At 42.7% G+C, this 20,153-nt stretch carries 20 protein-coding genes; all 20 read left to right on the forward strand.

Annotated elements, in window-relative coordinates:
* Positions 1-106 precede the first annotated feature (106 nt).
* The gene (fbaA, locus tag HMPREF3208_RS01005) at positions 107-1,162 is read left to right on the forward strand and encodes a class II fructose-bisphosphate aldolase (protein WP_032814715.1); all 1,056 of its coding nucleotides are present in this window, start codon (positions 107-109) and stop codon (positions 1,160-1,162) included.
* 118 nt (positions 1,163-1,280) lie between these two features.
* Positions 1,281-2,582: an adenylosuccinate synthase gene (locus tag HMPREF3208_RS01010; protein ID WP_016636506.1), complete on the forward strand. Its 1,302-nt coding sequence runs from the start codon at positions 1,281-1,283 to the stop codon at positions 2,580-2,582.
* Positions 2,583-2,677: 95 nt separating this feature from the next.
* Positions 2,678-3,184: a fluoride efflux transporter FluC gene (locus HMPREF3208_RS01015; protein WP_032814717.1), complete on the forward strand. Its 507-nt coding sequence runs from the start codon at positions 2,678-2,680 to the stop codon at positions 3,182-3,184.
* Positions 3,181-3,591 (forward strand): fluoride efflux transporter FluC, encoded by a 411-nt coding sequence (locus HMPREF3208_RS01020; RefSeq protein ID WP_016636508.1) that lies wholly within the window; start codon positions 3,181-3,183, stop codon positions 3,589-3,591. Before HMPREF3208_RS01015 ends, HMPREF3208_RS01020 begins: the two co-directional genes overlap by 4 nt.
* Positions 3,592-3,630: 39 nt before the next feature.
* Positions 3,631-4,998 carry a ClC family H(+)/Cl(-) exchange transporter gene (locus HMPREF3208_RS01025; protein ID WP_064346779.1) on the forward strand — a complete coding sequence of 456 codons (1,368 nt, stop codon included), beginning with the start codon at positions 3,631-3,633 and terminating at the stop codon, positions 4,996-4,998.
* Between the two features lie 166 nt (positions 4,999-5,164).
* Entirely contained in the window at positions 5,165-6,301 is a 1,137-nt protein-coding gene (locus HMPREF3208_RS01030; protein WP_016636510.1) for a CpaE-like family protein, read from the forward strand.
* Complete coding sequence (locus HMPREF3208_RS01035) at positions 6,288-7,379, forward strand: CpaF family protein (protein WP_032814721.1); 1,092 nt, start codon at positions 6,288-6,290, stop codon at positions 7,377-7,379. The genes HMPREF3208_RS01030 and HMPREF3208_RS01035 overlap by 14 nt, the downstream gene beginning before the upstream one ends.
* A gap of 29 nt (positions 7,380-7,408) precedes the next feature.
* A complete protein-coding gene (locus HMPREF3208_RS01040) occupies positions 7,409-7,984 on the forward strand; it encodes a hypothetical protein (protein ID WP_064346780.1) in 576 nt (191 codons plus the stop codon).
* Position 7,985: 1 nt separating this feature from the next.
* Entirely contained in the window at positions 7,986-8,633 is a 648-nt protein-coding gene (locus HMPREF3208_RS01045) for a type II secretion system F family protein (protein ID WP_064346782.1), read from the forward strand.
* A gap of 162 nt (positions 8,634-8,795) precedes the next feature.
* On the forward strand, positions 8,796-9,071 hold the full coding sequence (locus HMPREF3208_RS01050; protein ID WP_064346783.1) for a DUF4244 domain-containing protein: 276 nt from the start codon (positions 8,796-8,798) through the stop codon (positions 9,069-9,071).
* Between the two features lie 36 nt (positions 9,072-9,107).
* Positions 9,108-9,485, forward strand: coding sequence for a TadE/TadG family type IV pilus assembly protein (locus HMPREF3208_RS01055; protein ID WP_196227881.1), 378 nt, complete (start codon positions 9,108-9,110; stop codon positions 9,483-9,485).
* Entirely contained in the window at positions 9,482-9,895 is a 414-nt protein-coding gene (locus tag HMPREF3208_RS01060; protein WP_016636516.1) for an Rv3654c family TadE-like protein, read from the forward strand. Before HMPREF3208_RS01055 ends, HMPREF3208_RS01060 begins: the two co-directional genes overlap by 4 nt.
* Positions 9,896-10,000: 105 nt before the next feature.
* On the forward strand, positions 10,001-12,535 hold the full coding sequence (dnaX, locus tag HMPREF3208_RS01065) for a DNA polymerase III subunit gamma/tau (protein WP_064346786.1): 2,535 nt from the start codon (positions 10,001-10,003) through the stop codon (positions 12,533-12,535).
* Between the two features lie 6 nt (positions 12,536-12,541).
* Positions 12,542-13,150, forward strand: a complete 609-nt coding sequence (recR, locus tag HMPREF3208_RS01070; RefSeq protein WP_016636518.1) for a recombination mediator RecR — start codon at positions 12,542-12,544, stop codon at positions 13,148-13,150.
* Positions 13,151-13,291: 141 nt separating this feature from the next.
* Positions 13,292-14,056, forward strand: coding sequence for an aspartate kinase (locus HMPREF3208_RS01075; RefSeq protein WP_016636519.1), 765 nt, complete (start codon positions 13,292-13,294; stop codon positions 14,054-14,056).
* 85 nt (positions 14,057-14,141) lie between these two features.
* Positions 14,142-14,711: an ACT domain-containing protein gene (locus tag HMPREF3208_RS01080; RefSeq protein ID WP_064346787.1), complete on the forward strand. Its 570-nt coding sequence runs from the start codon at positions 14,142-14,144 to the stop codon at positions 14,709-14,711.
* A gap of 45 nt (positions 14,712-14,756) precedes the next feature.
* Positions 14,757-15,824, forward strand: a complete 1,068-nt coding sequence (locus HMPREF3208_RS01085; protein WP_064346789.1) for an aspartate-semialdehyde dehydrogenase — start codon at positions 14,757-14,759, stop codon at positions 15,822-15,824.
* A gap of 145 nt (positions 15,825-15,969) precedes the next feature.
* Positions 15,970-16,590, forward strand: a complete 621-nt coding sequence (locus HMPREF3208_RS01090) for a DUF5701 family protein (protein WP_016636522.1) — start codon at positions 15,970-15,972, stop codon at positions 16,588-16,590.
* Positions 16,591-16,687: 97 nt separating this feature from the next.
* The gene (locus HMPREF3208_RS01095; RefSeq protein WP_016636523.1) at positions 16,688-17,389 is read left to right on the forward strand and encodes an ABC transporter ATP-binding protein; all 702 of its coding nucleotides are present in this window, start codon (positions 16,688-16,690) and stop codon (positions 17,387-17,389) included.
* 5 nt (positions 17,390-17,394) lie between these two features.
* Positions 17,395-20,079: an ABC transporter permease gene (locus HMPREF3208_RS01100; protein ID WP_064346792.1), complete on the forward strand. Its 2,685-nt coding sequence runs from the start codon at positions 17,395-17,397 to the stop codon at positions 20,077-20,079.
* The last annotated feature ends 74 nt before the right edge of the window (positions 20,080-20,153 follow it).

Below are 20,153 nucleotides of genomic sequence, written 5' to 3' on the forward strand. Positions count from 1 at the left end.
ATGTTGTGTCGTATATTTGTGCATGCGCTGTGCGTGTGCGCTACGTATATGTAACGTTTTTGTGCATATATTGGCACTGTGGAGCATAAAGGCGGATAATACAAGTATGACTATTGCAACTGTTGAACGTTATGCGCATATGCTTGATGCCGCAAGTCGAGGCGGCTACGCATACCCAGCTATTAATGTTACGAGCACCCAAACGCTGAATGCAGCTCTACAGGGATTTGCAGAGGCTGAGTCTGACGGCATTATTCAAGTATCTGTTGGTGGTTCTGCTTATTTTTCTGGGCAATCTGTGAATAATCGCGTAATAGGCTCTCTTGCTTTTGCTGCTTTTGCGCATGAAGTTGCAGCACAATATCCAAATATAACTATTGCTCTTCACACAGATCATTGCGCTGAATCTTATTTAGATGATTGGATTCGTCCGCTTTTAGCTAAGGAAGCGGAGCAGGTTAAGCATGGTGCCGAGCCTCTGTTCCAATCGCATATGTGGGATGGTTCGACTGTGCCTTTGCAACATAATTTGGATGTAGCGCAGGAGTTACTTGATGTTTCACAAAAGGCGCGTACTATTCTCGAAATTGAAATCGGTGTAGTTGGCGGTGAAGAAGATGGTCATCGTGCCGATATTGATGAGCGCCTATATTCAACACCTGAAGATGCTATGCAAGTAGTAGAAAAACTTGGCTTAGGTGAGCGTGGCAGATATATGGCAGCGTTTACTTTTGGCAATGTTCATGGTGCGTATAAGCCAGGTGTTGTGAAATTGCATCCGCACTTGCTGCAAGAAATTCAGCAAGCAGTGTATGAACGATATAAAGATATTTGCGATACTCGTACGTTTGGCGCGTCGAGAAAGCCTTTCTTGTTGGTATTTCACGGCGGATCTGGTTCAACTCCTCAAGAGATTGCTGAAGCTGTGCGTTACGGCGTAGTCAAAATGAACATTGATACGGATACGCAATACGCTTTTACTCGGGCTATCGCAGGACATATGTTTAGTAATTATGATGCTGTGCTGAAAATAGATGGTGAAGTTGGCGAAAAGAAATTATACGATCCTCGTTCATGGGGGCGTGAAGCTGAAAAAGCTATGGCACAACGTGTCGTAGAAGCGTGCGTGCAGTTAGGCTCTGCCGGAAAAGCGTTACAGTAGATTTTTGCGTTTGACTTGCGTTGTTATCTTGATGATTCGGTAGGGGCGTAGCGCTAGTCTGGTCAGGTAGGAATTATGCTTATTTGAGCGGCGCTAGCTCAAAAAATGGAGGTGCGGCATGCCTGGAATTGTGCTTATTGGTGCTCAATGGGGTGATGAAGGTAAAGGCAAAGCAACAGATTTAATCGGCTCAAAGGTTGATATTGTCGCGCGTTTTAATGGCGGTAATAATGCTGGCCACACGGTAGTAGTCGGAGATAAATCTTACGCACTGCATTTGCTTCCAAGCGGCATTATTAGCCCTAATGTGACGCCTGTAATTGGTAATGGCGTTGTTGTTGATCCAGAAGTTTTATTTGAAGAAATTGATGCCTTGGAATCTCGCGGTGTTGATTGTTCGCGTTTGTTGGTGAGTGAAGCTGCACATATTATTACTCCGTATCATCGAGTTATTGATAAAGTAACTGAGCGTTTCCTTGGTAAGCATAAGATTGGTACAACTGGTCGTGGTATTGGACCTACTTACGCGGATAAAATCAACCGCGTTGGTATTCGTGTGCACGATTTATTTAATGCTGAACATTTACGCGATAAAGTTGAAGCAAGTTTGCATCAAAAAAATCAAATGCTTGTGAAGCTTTATAATCAGCACCCTATTGATATTGATACTGTAACTGCTCAGCTTGTAGAACTTGGTAAACGTTTGAAGCCCTATGTTGCTGACACTTCATTAGTGTTAAATAAAGCAATAGATGAAGGTAAGACCGTACTGTTTGAAGGCGGTCAAGCTACAATGCTTGATGTTGATCATGGTACTTATCCATTCGTCACTTCCTCTAATCCTACTGCAGGTGGTGCTTGCACTGGTACAGGTGTTGGACCTACGCGTATTACTCGTGTAATTGGTGTTGCTAAGGCGTATATCACTCGCGTTGGTGAGGGTCCATTCCCAACTGAGCTTTTGGATGAACAAGGTGACTGGTTGCGTGAGCAGGGTCATGAGTACGGTGTTACTACTGGTCGTCCTCGTCGTTGTGGTTGGTTTGATTCTGTAGTGAGTCGTTACGCTACGCGTGTGAACGGTTTGACGGATATTGTGCTTACTAAACTTGATGTTTTGACTGGTTTGAAGGAAATTCCAGTTTGCGTTGCATATGATGTGACTTTGACAGACGGAACTGTTAAGCGCGTGGAAGAAATGCCGGTAGATCAAGCGCTGTTTGCTTCTGCAAAGCCGGTATATGAAATGATTCCAGGTTGGAATGAGGATATTTCGCAAATTCACAAGTTTGAGGATCTACCTCAGAATACTCAGAATTATGTGAAGCGATTAGAAGAGCTCTCACATTGCCGTATTTCTGCTATTGGCACTGGTCCGCAACGTGATCACATTATTAGCGTTCACTCACTCACTGACTGAAATTGTTTATTAGCTGATGATTAACTTAACAAAACGGCACTTCTCAATCGAGAGTGTCGTTTTGGTTTATGACAAGAGTTTTGAAAAGAGTGAAAATGAAGAGAGTAAGCAAAAAAAATCAGAAAAATAATCGCCGCTTATACCTTTTAGTTTTTATTGGCGGTACTTTAGGAGCATTTGTGCGTGGAATAATTTCTTCCTATGCGCACATAATTCAGCCAGTAGATGGTCAGTCTTCTATATTCGGTCAGCTTACTTTAGGTACTTTCCTATCTAATATGATTGCTTGCTTTATTTTTGCTTTTGTTACTGCAATAGCAGTTAAGGCGTTACCGGCGGAAAAGCAAGCTTTGTTTAAATATGCTCTTGGAACAGGCTTTTGCGGCGGATTGTCAACTATGTCTACTTTCGCATTTGAAGGTGCTATGTCGCTTATTGCTCCGCGCATGACGTTTGCTATTTTGGGTATGATTTTTTCTTTGATTTTTGGCGTTCTCATGGCATTCTTTGGAAGTTGGGTTGGAACAAGAATTGCAAAATGTATCAATAGAAAGCGGGAACAAACTGTTGTAGAAGCTAATACTAAGGCGGTGAAACAATGAATTCATTGTACGTTTTTACTATATTTGTTTTGCCTTGCTTTTTTGGCGGTTTAGGCGCTGTTTTAAGATGCGCCATGACTAAAAAAATTGCTGCAAGCCATAATAGTAGAGTTCCTGTTGCAACTCTGTTTATTAATTGTTTAGCTTCGTTTGCTTTAGGAGTTGTTTCTAATGTTTTCATGGTTGCAGTAGCGATTTTTGGCGCTAATGTTGTTTATTTGATGATTTTAGGATTTTTGGGTGGATTCTCAACTTTTTCTACTGCAATTTTTGAAGGTGTGGAGCTTATTCAAAGAAAGCGCATAAAAGATGGCATTTTTCTGCTTTGCGCGGAGTTGATTGCGCCATTTTTGGCTGCTTCTGTTGGTTATATTGTTTCGCAGATATTGTTATTGTACATATTTTAGTATTTAAAAGTTAAGCATTGTGTGCAGAATCGAGTTGTAGTGAATTTTAAGAATGTAGCGAGCTTTTTAAGTAAGTGGTCAAAGCAAATATCAGAAACTTTTTGTCAGCTTCGCTGGAAAGTAATATTAGCGGGCGTATTCGTTGGCGCAGTTTCCGGTTCGCTTGTAGCTTCCTACAGACTTGGTATTGAGTATGGTACAGATTTTGCGCGCTGGATGTATTTGCAAATGTGGCATAATGCGTGGTGGATTGTGCCATGTGTAGTTTTTGCTATAATTGCCGGTCTCATTATTGGATGGATGAGTATTAAAGAAAGTATGGCTTCCGGAAGCGGTATTCCGCAAGTTGTGGGCTACGTTCGGCGCGGATTAAATATGCGCTGGAACACTATTTTACCGGTACGTTTTGTTGGTGGTTTGCTAGGTTCTTTATTTGGATTGTCGCTTGGGCGTGAAGGCCCGTCAATTCAAATTGGCGCGTGTGGCGCACAGATGTTGTCACGAATTTTCCGCAAAGGCAAGCGTGACGACATACAAGAACATTATATTGTAACTGCTGGCGCTGCTGCTGGTTTATCGGCAGCATTTTCTGCTCCTCTTTCTGGCGTTATGTTTGCGATGGAAGAAGTGCAGCGTGGCTTAACTTCAACTGTTCTTATGGGTGCTGCTGTTGCTTCTTTGTGTGCTGATTTTGTTTCGCAGACATGTTTCGGTTTGCGACCGGTTTTAGATTTCGGGCAAATTCCAGACTTGCCAATGGGATTGCATATTTGGCTTATTCCACTTGGTATTTTTGCTGGATTTGTGGGCTCTTTAATGAATCGTTCACTTCTTGGCTTACAAACGTTGTATGGTTATTTGCCTCAGTGGATGCCGGTTGCGGTAGCCTGCTTAATTGCGATTCCAGTCGGCTTGTTCCTTCCTGAAGTACTTGGCGGCGGCTCTAATCTTGTTCGTCTTTCAGAGTATGGGAAAATAAGTATTGCAATGCTCTGTTTGCTTTTTGTTGCAAAAATGCTGTTTACTTCTACAAGTTTTGGTTGCGGTGCTCCTGGGGGTATTTTTATGCCGATTCTTGCTGTGGGTGCGCTCGCAGGCGGGGTAGCAGCTCGTGGTATTACTAGTGTTTCAGCATTTGGTATTGATGCAAAATTCGTATCTGTGTTCGCAGTCTGTGTGATGGCTGGTACGTTGTCTGCTTCTGTAAAAGCTCCTTTGACTTCGATTTTGCTAACAGTTGAAATGTCTGGAACTATGATTCATACACTTCCAGTTGCAGCTTCCGCGTTTATTGCGCTGCTTATTTCGGATATTCTAAAAACTAAGCCAATTTATGGGGAACTTCTTGAGCGTTATATGCAGTCTCATGGAGATCTTGTGCTTAATCACGCACTGACTTTGGAATAAGTGAGGATTATTTAATTTTTTATTGAAATAATTTCATAGTATTAACGCGAGTTTTAAACACAGTTTTTGAGTTAGATTGGTCTAAATCAGCTTTCAATGTTTTAACCACATTGCTGCGATTCCATTGCATACCAGCTTGCTTATGCGTTTCAATAGGCGCATGAGTATGAATATGAATGCAAATAATAAACTGGCTGATGCTACTATTGGTAACGTTTCTGGCAGTAGTAGTGTGCGTGTAGGGGAACTGCAAAACACGCAGCGTTATGTTTATCCTCCCCAGGCATCAGCGCAATCGCACAATAGTGGAGTGCCTGGTATTGCAGAGTCTGTAAAAGCAGCTTCGGAAGATCATACGATAATGACTGTATTGCCTCAATATTCTCGTAGCACAACCAGTAGTACTGTTCGTTCGACGCAAGAATATGCACAGGAGCAAATGGTGTGTGGGACGTTGTCTCCGTTGCCCTCAAATATCCTAGTGGGGACTGCTGCAACTGATGGCATTGGATTGAGTACGTCATTATCGTTACTTGCTCGTCATTTAACTATGCGTGGACATCATGTTGCACTTGTTGATGCTGATTTGGTGCATGGCGGTTTAGATGTGCTACTCGGCTTAGAATCTGATGAAGGTCGTCGTTTACAAGAAGTTGAGGCACCGTTAGGTCACTGTGATGGCTATGTATTGTGTAATGAGCTAGTGCACTGGGATGGAGTTGATGTTTTAGCGTTTGCTCCGTGGCAAGGTAAGCGGCCGGAACCGTGGGTAGTTGAGGCTGCTATTCGCGCTTTAGCTGAAGCCTGTGATGTAGTTATTGTAGATATTGGTGCTGGTGAAGTTGCGATGCAGGCTTACAAGAGTATTCCTCAGCTTGCTAATTTAGCAACATTGGCTGCTGTTGAATTATCTGTACTTGATTTAGCTCGTTTTCGTGCTTTCTTTCAAAGGTTTAATAGTGTATACAGTGATGGTGATGGTTCTTGCAATAAATTTGGGGCGATAGGTTTAGCGCCGCGTGGATTAACACAAAAATCGTATGTTTTACATATTGATGAAGCCGCTGAATATTTAACAATTCCAATATTGGGTTCGTTATCTTATGATGCGCGTATGTATGCGAGCATTGTTGGTGGGTATGGTATCCGAGGTATTTCAGCGCCAATGAAAGCGACTATGAAACAGATTGAACGTTGGCTTTTGGGAGATGTTATTGCGCGTACAAAAGATACAGTAGCTCAATATCGAAGAGTGCAATATCGTCATTTACAGCATACTGGGGGCAGGTATGGTAGTGAGTAAGAGTAATACTCGTGACATAGATTTTGGTATCTTACAGGAATTTGCTGCTGATTTGCATGTTACTGATATGGTTATAAGTGAAGAAGGTCGTGTTTGGGTGGATCGAGGACAAGGTTTACGTGAGTGTGTGCCTCGTGTGCCTTTACGAAATCCTACATTGCTACGAGAATATGCGGTATGGCTTTGCGCTCAGCTTGGTAAAAGACTTGATGATGCTTGTCCTATAGCTGACGCTTCAAGTAAATCTGGTATTCGTATTCATGCAGTATTGGCGCCAGTCGTTGCGCAAGGTGCGGCATTGTCTATTCGTTTCCCTTCGATCAAACGTTGTGATTTGTTATCTTTAAGTAATCAAGGTATGTTCCCTCAAGAATTAGCATATATGTTGAGCGTATTAGTGCAGTTAAGAGCCAATATAGTTATTACTGGAAGTACTGGTTCTGGGAAAACTACTCTTATGAAAGCTTTGCTTGCAGTGGCTGATTCACATGATCGAATTGTGTCAGTTGAAGAGACTCGAGAGCTTGGTGCATTGACAGCTAATCATGTTTCATTAAGTGTGCGAGAAGCAAATGTAGAAGGTGCAGGTGAAATTAGTTTATCTCAACTAGTAAAAGCAACGTTAAGAATGCGTCCAGATCGCATCATTCTAGGTGAATGTAGAGGTGAAGAAATTGCGGATTTGTTACGCGTATTCACTTCAGGTCATAAAGGTGGGATGACGACGTTGCACGCTGATGAAGTAGAAAAGGTTCCTGCTCGTCTTATGGCGTTGGGTTTACTTGCGGGATTAGAGCCAGCTGCTTTATGCGCTTTGGCAGCGGGTGCTTTTGATGTGGTTATTCACGTGGAGCGTACAGCAGATGGGCGTCGTATGGTTCGAGAACTTGGTGTTTTAGAGTCATCATCTCAGGGGTCAGTGTTGCGAGGCATTGCTGTTTTGCAGTTGATACGTCGTGCAGATAATCGTTTGAATATGGAAGTTCTGCCAGCTTGGGCTAAATTTGCTCAACGCTGGCAGCTTCCTGAAGATATTACCAGTATTCATACGTGTGCTCTAAGTCAATTGACATCGTAACTTGGTTTGAGAGATTGGGGGGAATGAAGATGGATATTGAAGAGGCGCTCGCAGGGTTACTTGCAGCTCTGCGAGCGGGATCGACATTTGTTATGATCATACAAGCTGATACTAAAATAGAGCATTATAGTAGTGCTTCTGTAATGAATACTGAGCTTATTTATCAGTGGCTTGCTACGCGATGTTTAACTCGTAATCGCAAAATAACTGACAGTCAGCGTCGTCGTCTTGAACGGCATATGCATCATGTTGCTGAAAATCTTATGACTGCGTACCAATTAAGTAATACGCTTGGGTGTGCTATGGCAACTTGCGTAGAGGCTACCGCTGCGTCGTATCATGCTCAGCGTCGTGCTGAAGATTTGCGTGCTGATGTTGCTGCAATGCCTCAAGCCACTATAAAATTACTGACTGCATTGCCTTTTTTGGCACTTCTAGCTGGAGAATTACTCGGTGGACATCCTCTCCTTATGTTAAGCACTACTGTGCATGGGTGGATTCTCTTAGCTCTTGGTGCAGTGTGTTATAGTTTGGGTTTAGCTTGGGTGCGTTCTATGCTTCGAATATCACAACATGCTATGGATAGCGCCATCGTGGGAGGCTAACATGTGGTGGCAGCTTTGGATTATTGTTCCAATATTCGTTGTAATGGTTTGGCAGTGTTGCAATGTGTCTGTAGGTGCGCATGTGTTGGGTGAAGGTGCGCAATTTTTATATGGTAATGCAAGAATGAAATATGAATGGCGAAATGCACGCATATCAGACATTGATCCGCTGCTAGGTTTGCATATGATTATTGTTGCGCTGCGTAGTGGGGCATCTATTCCGAGAGCTCTTACTGCTGTTGGCGAAGTATTGCCGGGGGGCTGTGGTCTATGGCTCTGTGCAGTTTCAGATGCGTTATTAGCTGGTGATACGTGGCATGAAGCTTGGTCTCCTGTTTATGTGCATACTACTCAAATTGATTCTGTTGCTAAAAGTGGTATGAAATTAGTTGAAGGTGAACAAATAGCTTCTTCATCAATATTGGCAAAATGGTTAATGTCAGCATTGTGTGAGTCTTGGTGTTATGGATCATCGCCAGTGCCAGTATTATTGGCTCTTTCGAGCCATTATGAGCGCACTATGGCGAATGCTGCCCGTCAAGAAACTTCGAGATTGTCTGTGCGCCTGCTACTTCCTGTAGGTTTATGTTTTTTGCCGTCTTTTATATGTATTGGCATTGTTCCAACGGTGATGTCGCTTATGCGCTAGTTGTGGGTAAGACTAACAGATTGATTGTTTTCAATAACATGTTGTGATGGTTGAGTGAGCTTTTATCCACATTAAGGATTTTTTATTGGGGACGATGAGGTAACTTGTCACAATGGTAGCATCCGAAAATTTCGGATATTTTGAAGGGAAAGGTACAAGATTATGGTTGGGATAATGCAGAATCTTGCCGTGCGTTGTTCGGTATCGATATTGCAAATGAATGAGCAATTATCAGTAATAGCAACGCGTTTACGGCAGAAAAGTGAGCAATATGCCGGTAATCTTCAACAACGAGATTCGGGTGCAGTTACTGCTGAATATGCTGTTGTTCTTATCGCTGCTACTGGTTTTGCTGCAGTGCTTATTGCTATTTTGAAATCAGGCGCTATACGAACAGCATTGACGCAATTGGTGCAAAAAGCATTGAAGATTAGTTGACGTATTGTGTAATGAAGCAAATGAAATGAGCTTATGATGCGGAAAAATATAGCATGTGAGCGTTTATTGCGTACTAATAGTGTGCATGATTGCGGTGCAGTTACTGCTGAATTTGCTATCGTTCTGCCTTGTGCATTGATGCTTATATTGGTGTTATTGGGTGTTGGTAGGGCAGTAGTATGCGCTATGAATTGCCATGATGCTGCAGCACAAGTTGCATATTATATGGTGACTCATCATGATGATAAAGCTGCTGCAAGTATTGCACAAAAAGTTGCAGGGCCGGGAGCTTCTGTGCGAATAAGTCGAGGCAGTGATATGGCAAATATCGTTGTAAAATGTCCTCTTATTCCAGATCCTTTTCACATATTGCCACCATTGGTGGAGAGTCGTGTTAGTCAGGTTTTAGCATGAATTGGTACCATTATTGTTTGAAACATGTGATATATTTCGCGCGTAAGCGATGCGGTGCAGTAGACTGCGGTTCTGGCACAATGCTAGGCATTATGCTGGTAATCGCAGTCTGCTTAATGCTCGTTTTTTCCACTATTCTAGGTCATGTGTTGAGTTCTAAGCATCAAGCGTATGCTGTTGCTACTGCCTCAGCATTGTCGGGTGCTTCAGCATTGCAACGTATGGAAACTCATGTGTGTAATGCTGCAGCGCGTACAGTTACTTCAAGTCATGCTATTTTGAAGTCATGTGCTTCAACTCATGATGATGTAACTGTTCGTGTTGCCGTGCCGCTGCAGATTCCTTTTGCGCCTAGTGTGGAAGTTGTAGCTCGTGCAGGACTGGAAGATTGTGGTACATCGCATAAATAAAAATAAGGATGTGCTTAAATTTGTATTCAATACCAGGTGGGTGGCAGTTTCTGCTAGTCTGAAATAAGATATATTGGGGAAATAATTAGGTGGCGGTAGATTAAAATGGCACTTGCTTTGTATCGTAGATATCGTCCTGACACATTTGATGGTGTTATTGGGCAGGATCAGGTTACTGTACCTTTGTCTCAAGCATTAGACCAAGGTAAAATTACGCATGCTTATTTATTTTCGGGACCTCGTGGCTGCGGTAAGACTAGCTCTGCTCGCATTTTAGCGCGGTGTATTAATTGCGAAAAAGGACCAACTTCTCACCCGTGTGGTAAATGCCAAAGTTGTAAGGATTTAGCTACGGGCGGTCCTGGTTCGATTGATGTAGTGGAAATCGATGCGGCAAGTCATAACGGTGTCGATGATGCTCGTGAGTTGCGTGAGCGTGCTGGTTTTGCTCCTGCTCGAGATCGTTATAAAATTTTCATTCTTGACGAAGCTCATATGGTTACTCCGCAAGGTTTTAACGCATTGTTAAAAATTGTGGAAGAGCCTCCCGAGCATGTAATGTTTATTTTTGCTACCACTGAGCCAGATAAAGTAATAGGCACTATTCGTTCTCGTACTCATCATTATCCATTCCGCCTTGTTCCTCCGGAAGTGATGAGTCCGTATCTCGAAGACATTTGTAAAAAAGAAAATATTGTTCCAGCTCCTGGAGTGTTGCGTCTAGCTATGCGTGCTGGAGCTGGTTCGATGCGTGATACTCTTTCAGTTCTTGACCAGCTTATGGTTGGTGCTGTTGATGGCACTATTTCGTTAGATTCAGCTGTTGCATTGCTCGGATTTACGCCGAGTGCATTAATTGAAGAAGCTATTGATGCAATTATTGCGCATAATGGTGCTGCGCTGTATGATGTGGTTCGCCGAGTGGTTATAGGAGGGTATGATACTCGTAAATTTGTGGAAGATTTATTGGGACGGATACGTGATCTACTACTTATGGTTGCTGCAGGCGAACAAGCTGCTTCGGAATTATTAAACGATATTGCTCCAGAGGATTTAGTGGCTTTGCAGCGGCAATCTTCTCAATTAACATTGTCGAATTTAACACGTATGGCTCAAACTGTTAACGATGCGTTAAGCGGCATGGCTAGTGCTGTTTCTCCGCGTATGAATTTGGAAATTTTGATGGCACGCTTGCTTGCAGACAGTGAAAGTGCAACTGAAGTTGCTGTTCATATGCCTAGCAGTAGTGTTAATCAATCTCCAGTGCGACAAGATACTGTTACTGCGCAACGTCAGCCTAATCAAGGTAATAGGGCATTTTCTGGAAGTCATTTCGTGGGTTCGCAACGCAATAACAATAATAATGTTGTTGCTGTGCAGGCTACCAATAGTGCAAGTAACACGAATAATACAAATAGCGCCAATACGGCAACAGTTTCAGCAACGCAATCTTCAGCAACTATAGAACATGCAAAACCTGCGCAAGTATCTGCTGAAGCGCTGACAATAACTTCGGCTTCCAGCGCGCAAAGCAATGATTCCAGAGACGTAAACGAAATGTGGAATGAAGTAGTTCTAAAATTGCCGGAAGACGTGCGCGAATACGTAACGAATAAATATGTGCCGCAAGTACAGCTAACTTCAGTTAAACCAGGACGACAACATTTAGTGTTGACTTTTAATGAACCTATGAGTCAACATGCATTCGCGCTCGCAGTGTGTACTACTGCTCCGTATGATGGGCAAAAAGTTCCAAAAGTAGTTATGAGTGTAGTTCATGAGGTATTTGGTGCACAAGTGATGATTGCGCCAGCACCTGTGGCTGCTAATGGTGAACAAGTAGAGTCTGTTGCGCGCATGCAGCCGCAACAACTTGCCCAAGTTAAGCGTGACATTCTATTACGTAAAACTGGTGCAGTTGCTGGTTTTAACAATAAGATTACTGCCGGTAGTAGTGGTGTTACGACTGATAGTTCTGAGAAAAAAGAGTCCTCGGATTTTTACAACACTGATGGTTCTGCAGCGTCAGTAGTTGCCGAGCATACTGCGGAAAGTACAACGTTACGTACAACAATGCAAAAAAATGTCTTGTCAGCGCAACAAAGTACATCTTCTACTGCTCATTTAGCTGCTGCAACGAGTGTTGATGATGATGCTTGGGCTGATATGTCTGCTGTGCCTATTGCAGATGTTGTTACAGTACCTAACTTATCTGTCAGTCAAGCGTCTGCCAATCAGCCTTCTCAAGTTGCCAATAAAACTGAACAGGGAACTGAATCGAGAGCCGGAATAGAACTGGGAGCAGGAACTAAAACAGAACAAGATGTTGACTCTACAGTTTCTCAATCTAATGTTTCTTTAGAACATCCAGCTCAATCGCAAGTACAGCAGAGTCAGCAGAATCAGACATTATCTTCTAATCCTGCTTTTGTTCCAATGCAAGTACCGGCAACGCCAACTAGTGGAGCTTGTGTTGATGAATGTTCGATGGATGACGATTCGCTGGAAGCTACTACTTCAGTGAACATGGATGAGCTTAAGCAAATATTTGAAGTTAAAGTAGTCGAAGAATTTGCAGCTACTGATCCTAAAAATCCTAAGAATGTAGCTGCTAGTGCAAAAAGGAAGCAAGAGGAGTAATAAACCGTGCATAATACATCGTCATACGATGGCGCTATTGGTCGCTTAATTGAGGCGTTTTCAAAGCTTCCGGGTATTGGGCCTAAAGGTGCTCAACGAATTGCTTTTTACATACTTTCGGCGCCTGAATTAGAAGCGCAATCCTTAATAGATGCTATTAGCGATATGAAAGCGAATGTGCGTTTCTGTGATATTTGCGGCAATGTTTGTGAGCAAACTCCTTGTGCTGTTTGTGCTGATCCGCGTCGTGATCATAGCAAAATTTGTGTAGTTGAAGAACCTAAAGATATTATGAGTATTGAACGAACTCACGAGTACACGGGTGTTTATCATGTGCTTGGTGGAGCAATTAATCCAATGGCAAACGTAGGGCCAGGGGATTTAGCGATTACGCAATTACTTGAACGTCTTAAAGATCCTCAAGTAAAAGAGATTATTCTTGCACTTGATCCTAATATTGAGGGTGAAGCAACAGTTACGTATTTAGCTCGCTTATTGGATCCTCTTGGTATTAAAGTTACACGTTTGGCAAGTGGTTTACCTGTTGGTGGTGATCTGGAATACGCTGATGAAATTACACTTGGGCGTGCTTTTACTGGTCGTCAAGCTGTGTAAATCTTGTGCAGTGGTATTAATAAAAAATCGTGAAATAGAGAATACAAAATATAAAATACAAAAAATAGAGTATAACTGGTAATCTTGGCTTCAATCAGATATATATACGTTTATCTGTATCACATAAGCAAGGGGTAAAAATTGGCGCTTATCGTACAGAAATACGGTGGCTCTTCTGTAGCTGATACCGATTCCATACAGCGAGTTGCTAAACGTATTCTTGCTACAAAAGCAGCTGGTCATGATGTAGCAGTGGTTGTTTCCGCAATGGGAGACACTACCGACGATTTGATCGATCAAGCGATGAGTGTCAATGCTCATCCTCCTGCTCGTGAAATGGACATGCTCATGACTGCAGGTGAGCGTATCTCCATGAGTTTACTTGCAATGGCAATTCATGCTCAAGGCTCTCACGCTTACTCTTTTACCGGTTCTCAAGCCGGTTTTATGACAGATACACAGTTTGGTGCAGCGCACATTCGTGCAGTTAAGCCAGATCGTGTTCGTCGTGCGCTCAATAAGGGTAGCGTGGCAATTGTGGCAGGTTTTCAGGGGATTAGTGAAATTGGTGACGACACTACGCTTGGTCGTGGTGGTTCAGACACTTCTGCAGTGGCGCTTGCGGTGGCGCTGCATGCTGATATATGTGAAATTTATACAGATGTTGATGGCGTTTTTACAGCAGATCCGCGTATTGTGCCGACAGCAAAACGAATTCCAGTTATTGATTACGATTCAATGTTAGAAATGTCGTCGTGTGGTTCCCGTGTGCTTGCGTTGCGTTGCGTTGAGTATGCTCAGCGCTTTAGCATGCCTCTTCACGTGCGGAGCTCTTTCTCACATAGGAATGGAACGCTTATTGTGCCGCGTAATGTTGATCCACATAAATTACCTAATTTGAATTAGTTTTATATGTGTGTGAATATGTGTGTTCACCTTAATACTTGAATAGATAATAAACCAACAAATTTTGAGAGCAAGGAAGGTAATAATGGTAAATCAGGATATTCGTTCTACCATGGGTGATTTGTTTCCAGATTTAGGACCGGAAACACCTGTGATTTCAGGTATTGCTCATGATTGTAGTGAATCTATGATTACGGTGCGTGGTATTCCTGATGTTCCTGGCATGGCTGCGAAGGTATTTACTACGCTGGCTAAAGCTAACGCAAATATTGATATGATTGCTCAAGCAAGTGCATCTACTGGTACCGCCGATATTTCTCTTACTGCTCCTAGCTCGTCAATGGAAGCAATTCGTAGAGTGCTTGATGCTGCGCGTGATGAGTTGAAGTTCACTTCTATGGATGTTGATCCTACTGTCGGTAAGGTAGCAGTGGTGGGCGTCGGTATGAAAACACATTCTGGTTTAGCTGCTACGTTCTTTACAGCATTAAGTGAACATGGTATTAATACGCTAATGATTTCTACGTCAGAAATTCGTATTGCTGCTTTAGTGCCGGTTGATCAGCTTGATGAAGCAGTTCGTGCTTTGCACACAGCTTATGGTTTAGATGCAAATCAAATTGAGGCTGTTGTGTATGGTGGTAGTGGCCGTTGAAATTGCTGAAATTATTATGCTATTCGCTGTTGAGGGAGTAATAAGATGACGATTATCAATGAAACAGGTGTGAATGTGGCGGTGCTAGGTGCCACAGGTCAAGTTGGTATGGTTATGCGCCGTGTGCTTGATGAGCGTAATTTTCCAATCAAAGATTTGCGTTTTATGGCTTCTGCTCACTCTGCAGGAACAGTTTTGCAATATCGTGGTAAAGATATTGTTGTAGAAGATGTAGAAAAATCGGATTTGCGTGGAATTGATATTGCTATCTTTTCTGCAGGCGGCGGAACATCAAAAATTTGGGCGCCTAAATTTGCTCAAGCTGGTGCAATCGTAGTAGATAATTCTTCGCAATGGCGTATGCATGATGATGTGCCGCTGGTTGTTGCAGAAGTGAATCCCGAAGATTTAGACACAATCCCTTGTGGTATAGTCGCCAATCCTAATTGCACAACAATGGCATGCATGCCTGTGTTGAAGCCACTTGCCGACGCTTTTGGTTTGCAACGATTAATCGTATCTTCGTATCAAGCTGTTTCGGGTGCTGGTCGTGCTGGCGCTTTACAGCTTATGAATGAGGCTCAAGCTGCGTTAGATCAGGGCGCAGATAAATTGGTTTTTGATGGAAGTGCAATCGATTTTCCGCAACCTACCAAAGTTGTACGCACCATTGCTTTTAATGTAGTGCCTTTTATTGGTGCAATTGTTGATGACGGTTCTGAGGAAACCGATGAAGAGCAGAAGTTGCGTAATGAAAGTCGTAAGATTTTGCACTTACCAAATCTTGCTGCGTCTTGTACTTGCGTGCGAGTTGGCGTTTTTACAGGTCATGGCATGAGTGTTAATGCTGAATTTAAGCATGAGGTGACTCCAGGGATGGCTCGCGAGGTATTGCAGGGTGCTGCTGGTGTTGAATTGAATGATATCCCTACTCCTCAGCTAGCTGCAGGTAGATCTGCAAGTTACGTTGGTAGGATTCGTCAAGATCAAGCTGTAGATGGTAATCGTGGATTGGCTTTGTTTATCGCCAACGATAATCTGCGTAAGGGCGCTGCATTAAATGCTATGCAATTAGCAGAAATTATTGCTGAAAAGCGTCATTTTATACAGTAATTTGAGGCGATTGTAAAGTATTAGTATGTTGTCACATTTGAATATTGATGACTGCGTAAATAAGTCTATACTTTCTGCTGTCTTGTAAGAGATGATGCGTGATTGTGCTCTCGCAATTATAAAAGTCTTTGCGTAAACTGGAAGTATGTCAATAGCATCGGAAGAAATACAGCAGCAGCTTGATCGCATTGTGGCGTTGGGATATCCGGATGTTGCAGATATGAGTGCGGATGCCTTCCGTGCGCTTGCGCGTCCACTGTTACATGCACTCGAGAAAATTGATTTAGGTACGAATATTTTATTAGTTCCTACACGCGAACTGGTATCGCCAGAGTCGTTAATTTCTCGTACGAGTATTGACCGCATGGCAGGTTTTACAACTATGCCTCCGCGTGATATCGCAAGTTTTATGCCGCAAGATGGTTTTGAGCCGCCTGAAGGACCGTTTTATGTAGCTATTGATCCTCATACGGGTACCCAGTATCTCAATCGTGAGCCGGATGTCGCGCACAAACTTATTGATTCTGATGAGCGTTTACCGCTTACTTTAGAGGAAGGTCTTGCGCTTGTGACGCAACACCCAGATTGGTTGGAAAGTAAGAACGGTTTTAATCTACTTGGATCGCAAAGTACTGATGGTCGTGTGCCAAGTATTTGGATGAGCCAAGGTGCTCCACGTTTAGGCGCGGTATGGCAAAATTCTCGCCATACATGGCTTGGCAATGCGTATTGTATGGCGCGTCGCGGAGTTTCACTTTTGCAATAAGCTCGTGTCTTTTGTTCATATTGCGTAAAGTAATATGAAAATACAATAAACATTTGAACGAATACTGTTAACGGATAAATTTCATAAAGGGTGCATTGTGGCATACATAACATTTGACCATGTTGTAAAAGAATACCCGTCTGGTTCTTCAGTTGTGCGGGCTTTGGACGATGCTAGTTTTACGGCAGAACTTGGCGAGCTTACAGTAATTTTAGGTGCGTCAGGTGCTGGAAAAACCACAGCATTAAATATCCTAGGTGGTATGGATACGGCTACAAGTGGTCGCGTTATTGTCGGTGATTGTGATATTACTAAGCTTAAAGGGAAAAGTTTAGTGCGTTACCGTCGTGAAGATATTGGCTTTGTTTTCCAGTTTTATAATCTCGTGCCAAATTTGACTGCGCTTGAAAACGTTGAATTGGCTTCACAGATTTGTTCAGATCATTTTGATCCTGCAAAAACGCTAAGAGATGTTGGATTGGCAGATCGTTTGCAAAACTTCCCAGCGCAACTTTCTGGCGGCGAGCAACAACGCGTATCCATTGCGCGTGCTCTTGCTAAAAAGCCGAAGCTTCTTCTGTGCGACGAACCTACTGGTGCTCTGGACTATGAAACAGGTAAAGCAGTGTTGCAATTATTGCAAAATATCTGTCGTACTGAAGGCATGACAGTGCTGATTATTACTCATAACGCTGCAATCGCACCTATGGCGCATAAAGTTGTGCGTTTTCGCTCTGGAAAAGTCGTAAGCGAGACTATACAAGAGAATCCTATGCCCATTGCTGATATTGAGTGGTGATTGTAATGAGTGCATTATTTATTAGTGCCGTTAGAATGTGGGTTCGCGAATGGCGTCGTTTTTGCGTACTTGCAGTTATTGCGATGCTTGGTGTTGCTGTTATGACAGGAATTTACGCCGGTTGTAACGATATGCTTCTTGGTGCAAATGAGATGTACGCAAAGTTGCATGCATACGATTTGCAAATCGTATCTACTTTGGGTTTAACTCAAGATGATGTTGCTTCTTTGCAAAAATTATCTAACATAAGCGAAATCGAAGCAGAACGCTTTTGGAAAGCTACAGCGCATCCTGATGACGATGTGAGTTCTTCATACGCAATGAATTTTGTGCATTACAACTCGCAAAAAAATATGAACCGTCTGCATTTACTTCATGGCAGTATGCCTACTAATAATCGCGAAGCTGTTGTAACTCAACGATTTTTGCACGATAGTGGTTTAAGTATTGGTAGTACTGTTGTTGTAACTTTGCAGCAGTCAGCCGCATCGGGCAGCAGTGTTTCAAATGACTCAAAAGAAAAATCTGAGACTTATCATCTTCGCATTACTGGTAGCGTACTCGATAGTAATGATTTGAACAATCCTGAAGGATACCAATCAAAAGCTTTTCGTAATTCTGTAACATCTCGCTACCCAATTTTTACGTCTGCAGCACCAAAAAACATGAGCGAACTGCCGTATGCTGCAATATCCGTGCGATTGAACGATGCTGAGCACGTTAATGCGTTTTCTAAATCGTATCGCAATATTGTTGACGACGCTTCTGAGCAAATCCGCGAAAAAGTGCAGTCTAAGCGCGAAAAAGCTCGTCGAAATCAGATTATTGATGAGAGGTTGAATAGAGAAGCGGAAAATATTATTGCGAATGACCCAAGGCTAAAGCTTGCTCCAAATTCTGTGAAAGAACAAGCAAAAGCGAAAATTCTAAAGCAGATTAAGCCAGAAATTCAAAAGAAAGTTCCTCAAGCACAATGGCATATATCTACTCGAATCGCTAACGATAGTTACGCAAGCTTACGCTCCGACGTTGCTTCAATTCAGTCGCTTGGTTATGCTTTTCCAGCGGTATTTCTTGTTGTTGCCATGATGATGAGCTTAACAGCTATGGCGCGTATGGTTGAAGAAGAGCGAGGTCTTATTGGAACGTACCTAAGCCTAGGTTATGGGCGTTCGGCTGCAGTTACAAGGCACGCGTTCTTCGCTATTTTCGCATGCTTTATTGGTGGCGGAGTTGGAGATATTGTTGGATTTCTTGCCATTCCGTCGCTTCTGTTGAAAATTTTGCGTGGACTTTACGCTGTGCCAGGTGTTAGATTGCGCTACGACTGGTTATACGGTTCACTGTGTGTGCTTGCTTTTGTGATTCCTGTAGCAGTTTGCACAATAGTTGTTAGCTGGCGTGAAACAAAGCAAGCGCCTGCCGCTTTGCTTCGTCCAAAAGCTCCAAAAGCTGGTGCTCGCGTACTTCTTGAGCGTTTGCCTTGGATTTGGAAGCGTATGAGCTTCCTAAATAAAGTAACTATTCGCAACATAGCGCGCTTTAAAGGCAGATTATGCATGACAATCGGCGGTGTTGCTGGTTGCACTGCACTTATTGTGTGTGGTCTTGCGTTAAACGATACTGTTGCAACTTTAGGAACTCGCCAATACGAGGGAATCTACCATTACGATATGATTGCGATTTCAGCTCCTGATTCCTTTAACAATATGAAACAACGCGTGGAACAGGATAAGTCGAATAATCTAGTCGAAACTATGCTTCCTGCTTACGTAAGTTCCGGCGAAATTGCTAAGCATCAAAATGTGAGTAATGAAAGCAAATCTGAACATCATACTGTAGAAGATACTGAAAGCATACAAATGATTGTTGTAAAAGACGTAGCGACGTTAGCTCGTCTTGTGCGATTGCAAAATATTGACAACAATTTGCAGCCGGTTAAGCTCACAGATAACGGCCCGTTGCTGTCTCAAAGTGCGGCCGCCTCTCTCGATATTAATCGTGGTAATGAAATCACCGTGACTAACGCAGGTTTTAAGCGTGCAACAGTAAAAGTTCATGCTATTGTTCGCAACCTTATTGGTTCAAATATGTACATGACTGCTAGATGTTATGAACGGTTGTTTAACGCTAACAATAGTAAATCTTTGAAACATAATGCTTTAATGCTTCGTTTGCATGGCAGTGATAATAAAAAGATAGAATATGCGAATAATATTGCTGAGCGTGATGCTGTTCTTGCGGTTATGAATATTACGAAAATGAAGCACGCTTTTAGTTTTGATTTGATGAATGCTGTTGTTGCGTTAATTGTGACGTTAGCTGCAGGTTTGGCTTTAGCAGTGCTATTTACTTTGGCTAGTACGAATATTTCTGAACGTTCTCGCGAAATGGCTACGTTGAAAGTTCTTGGCTTCTATCGTAGAGAAGTTCATTCTTATGTGCATAAGGAAATGCTCATTCTTACTATAATCGGTATTGCAGTAGGTTTGCCATTAGGTAGGCTGATTGCAGGTTTGCTCACTAACGCACTGAAAATGCCATCATTGTATTTTGAAGTTGAAGTAGCGCCATTAAGTTATGGTATCGCTGGTGCTGCTACATTAATTTTTGCACTAATTGTGCAGTGGGCAACTAATCCTGCTCTTGACCGAATTGATCCAGTTAGTTCGCTAAAAAGTGTGGAATAGTAGCAAGAGATAATGCTTTTGCCGGCTAATAGTTACGGGTTCCGATAAAATTAGAAGTTCATGGTTACTAAGAA

It is taken from the genome of Gardnerella vaginalis, from assembly GCF_001546485.1.
GTDB lineage: Bacteria > Actinomycetota > Actinomycetes > Actinomycetales > Bifidobacteriaceae > Bifidobacterium > Bifidobacterium vaginale_D.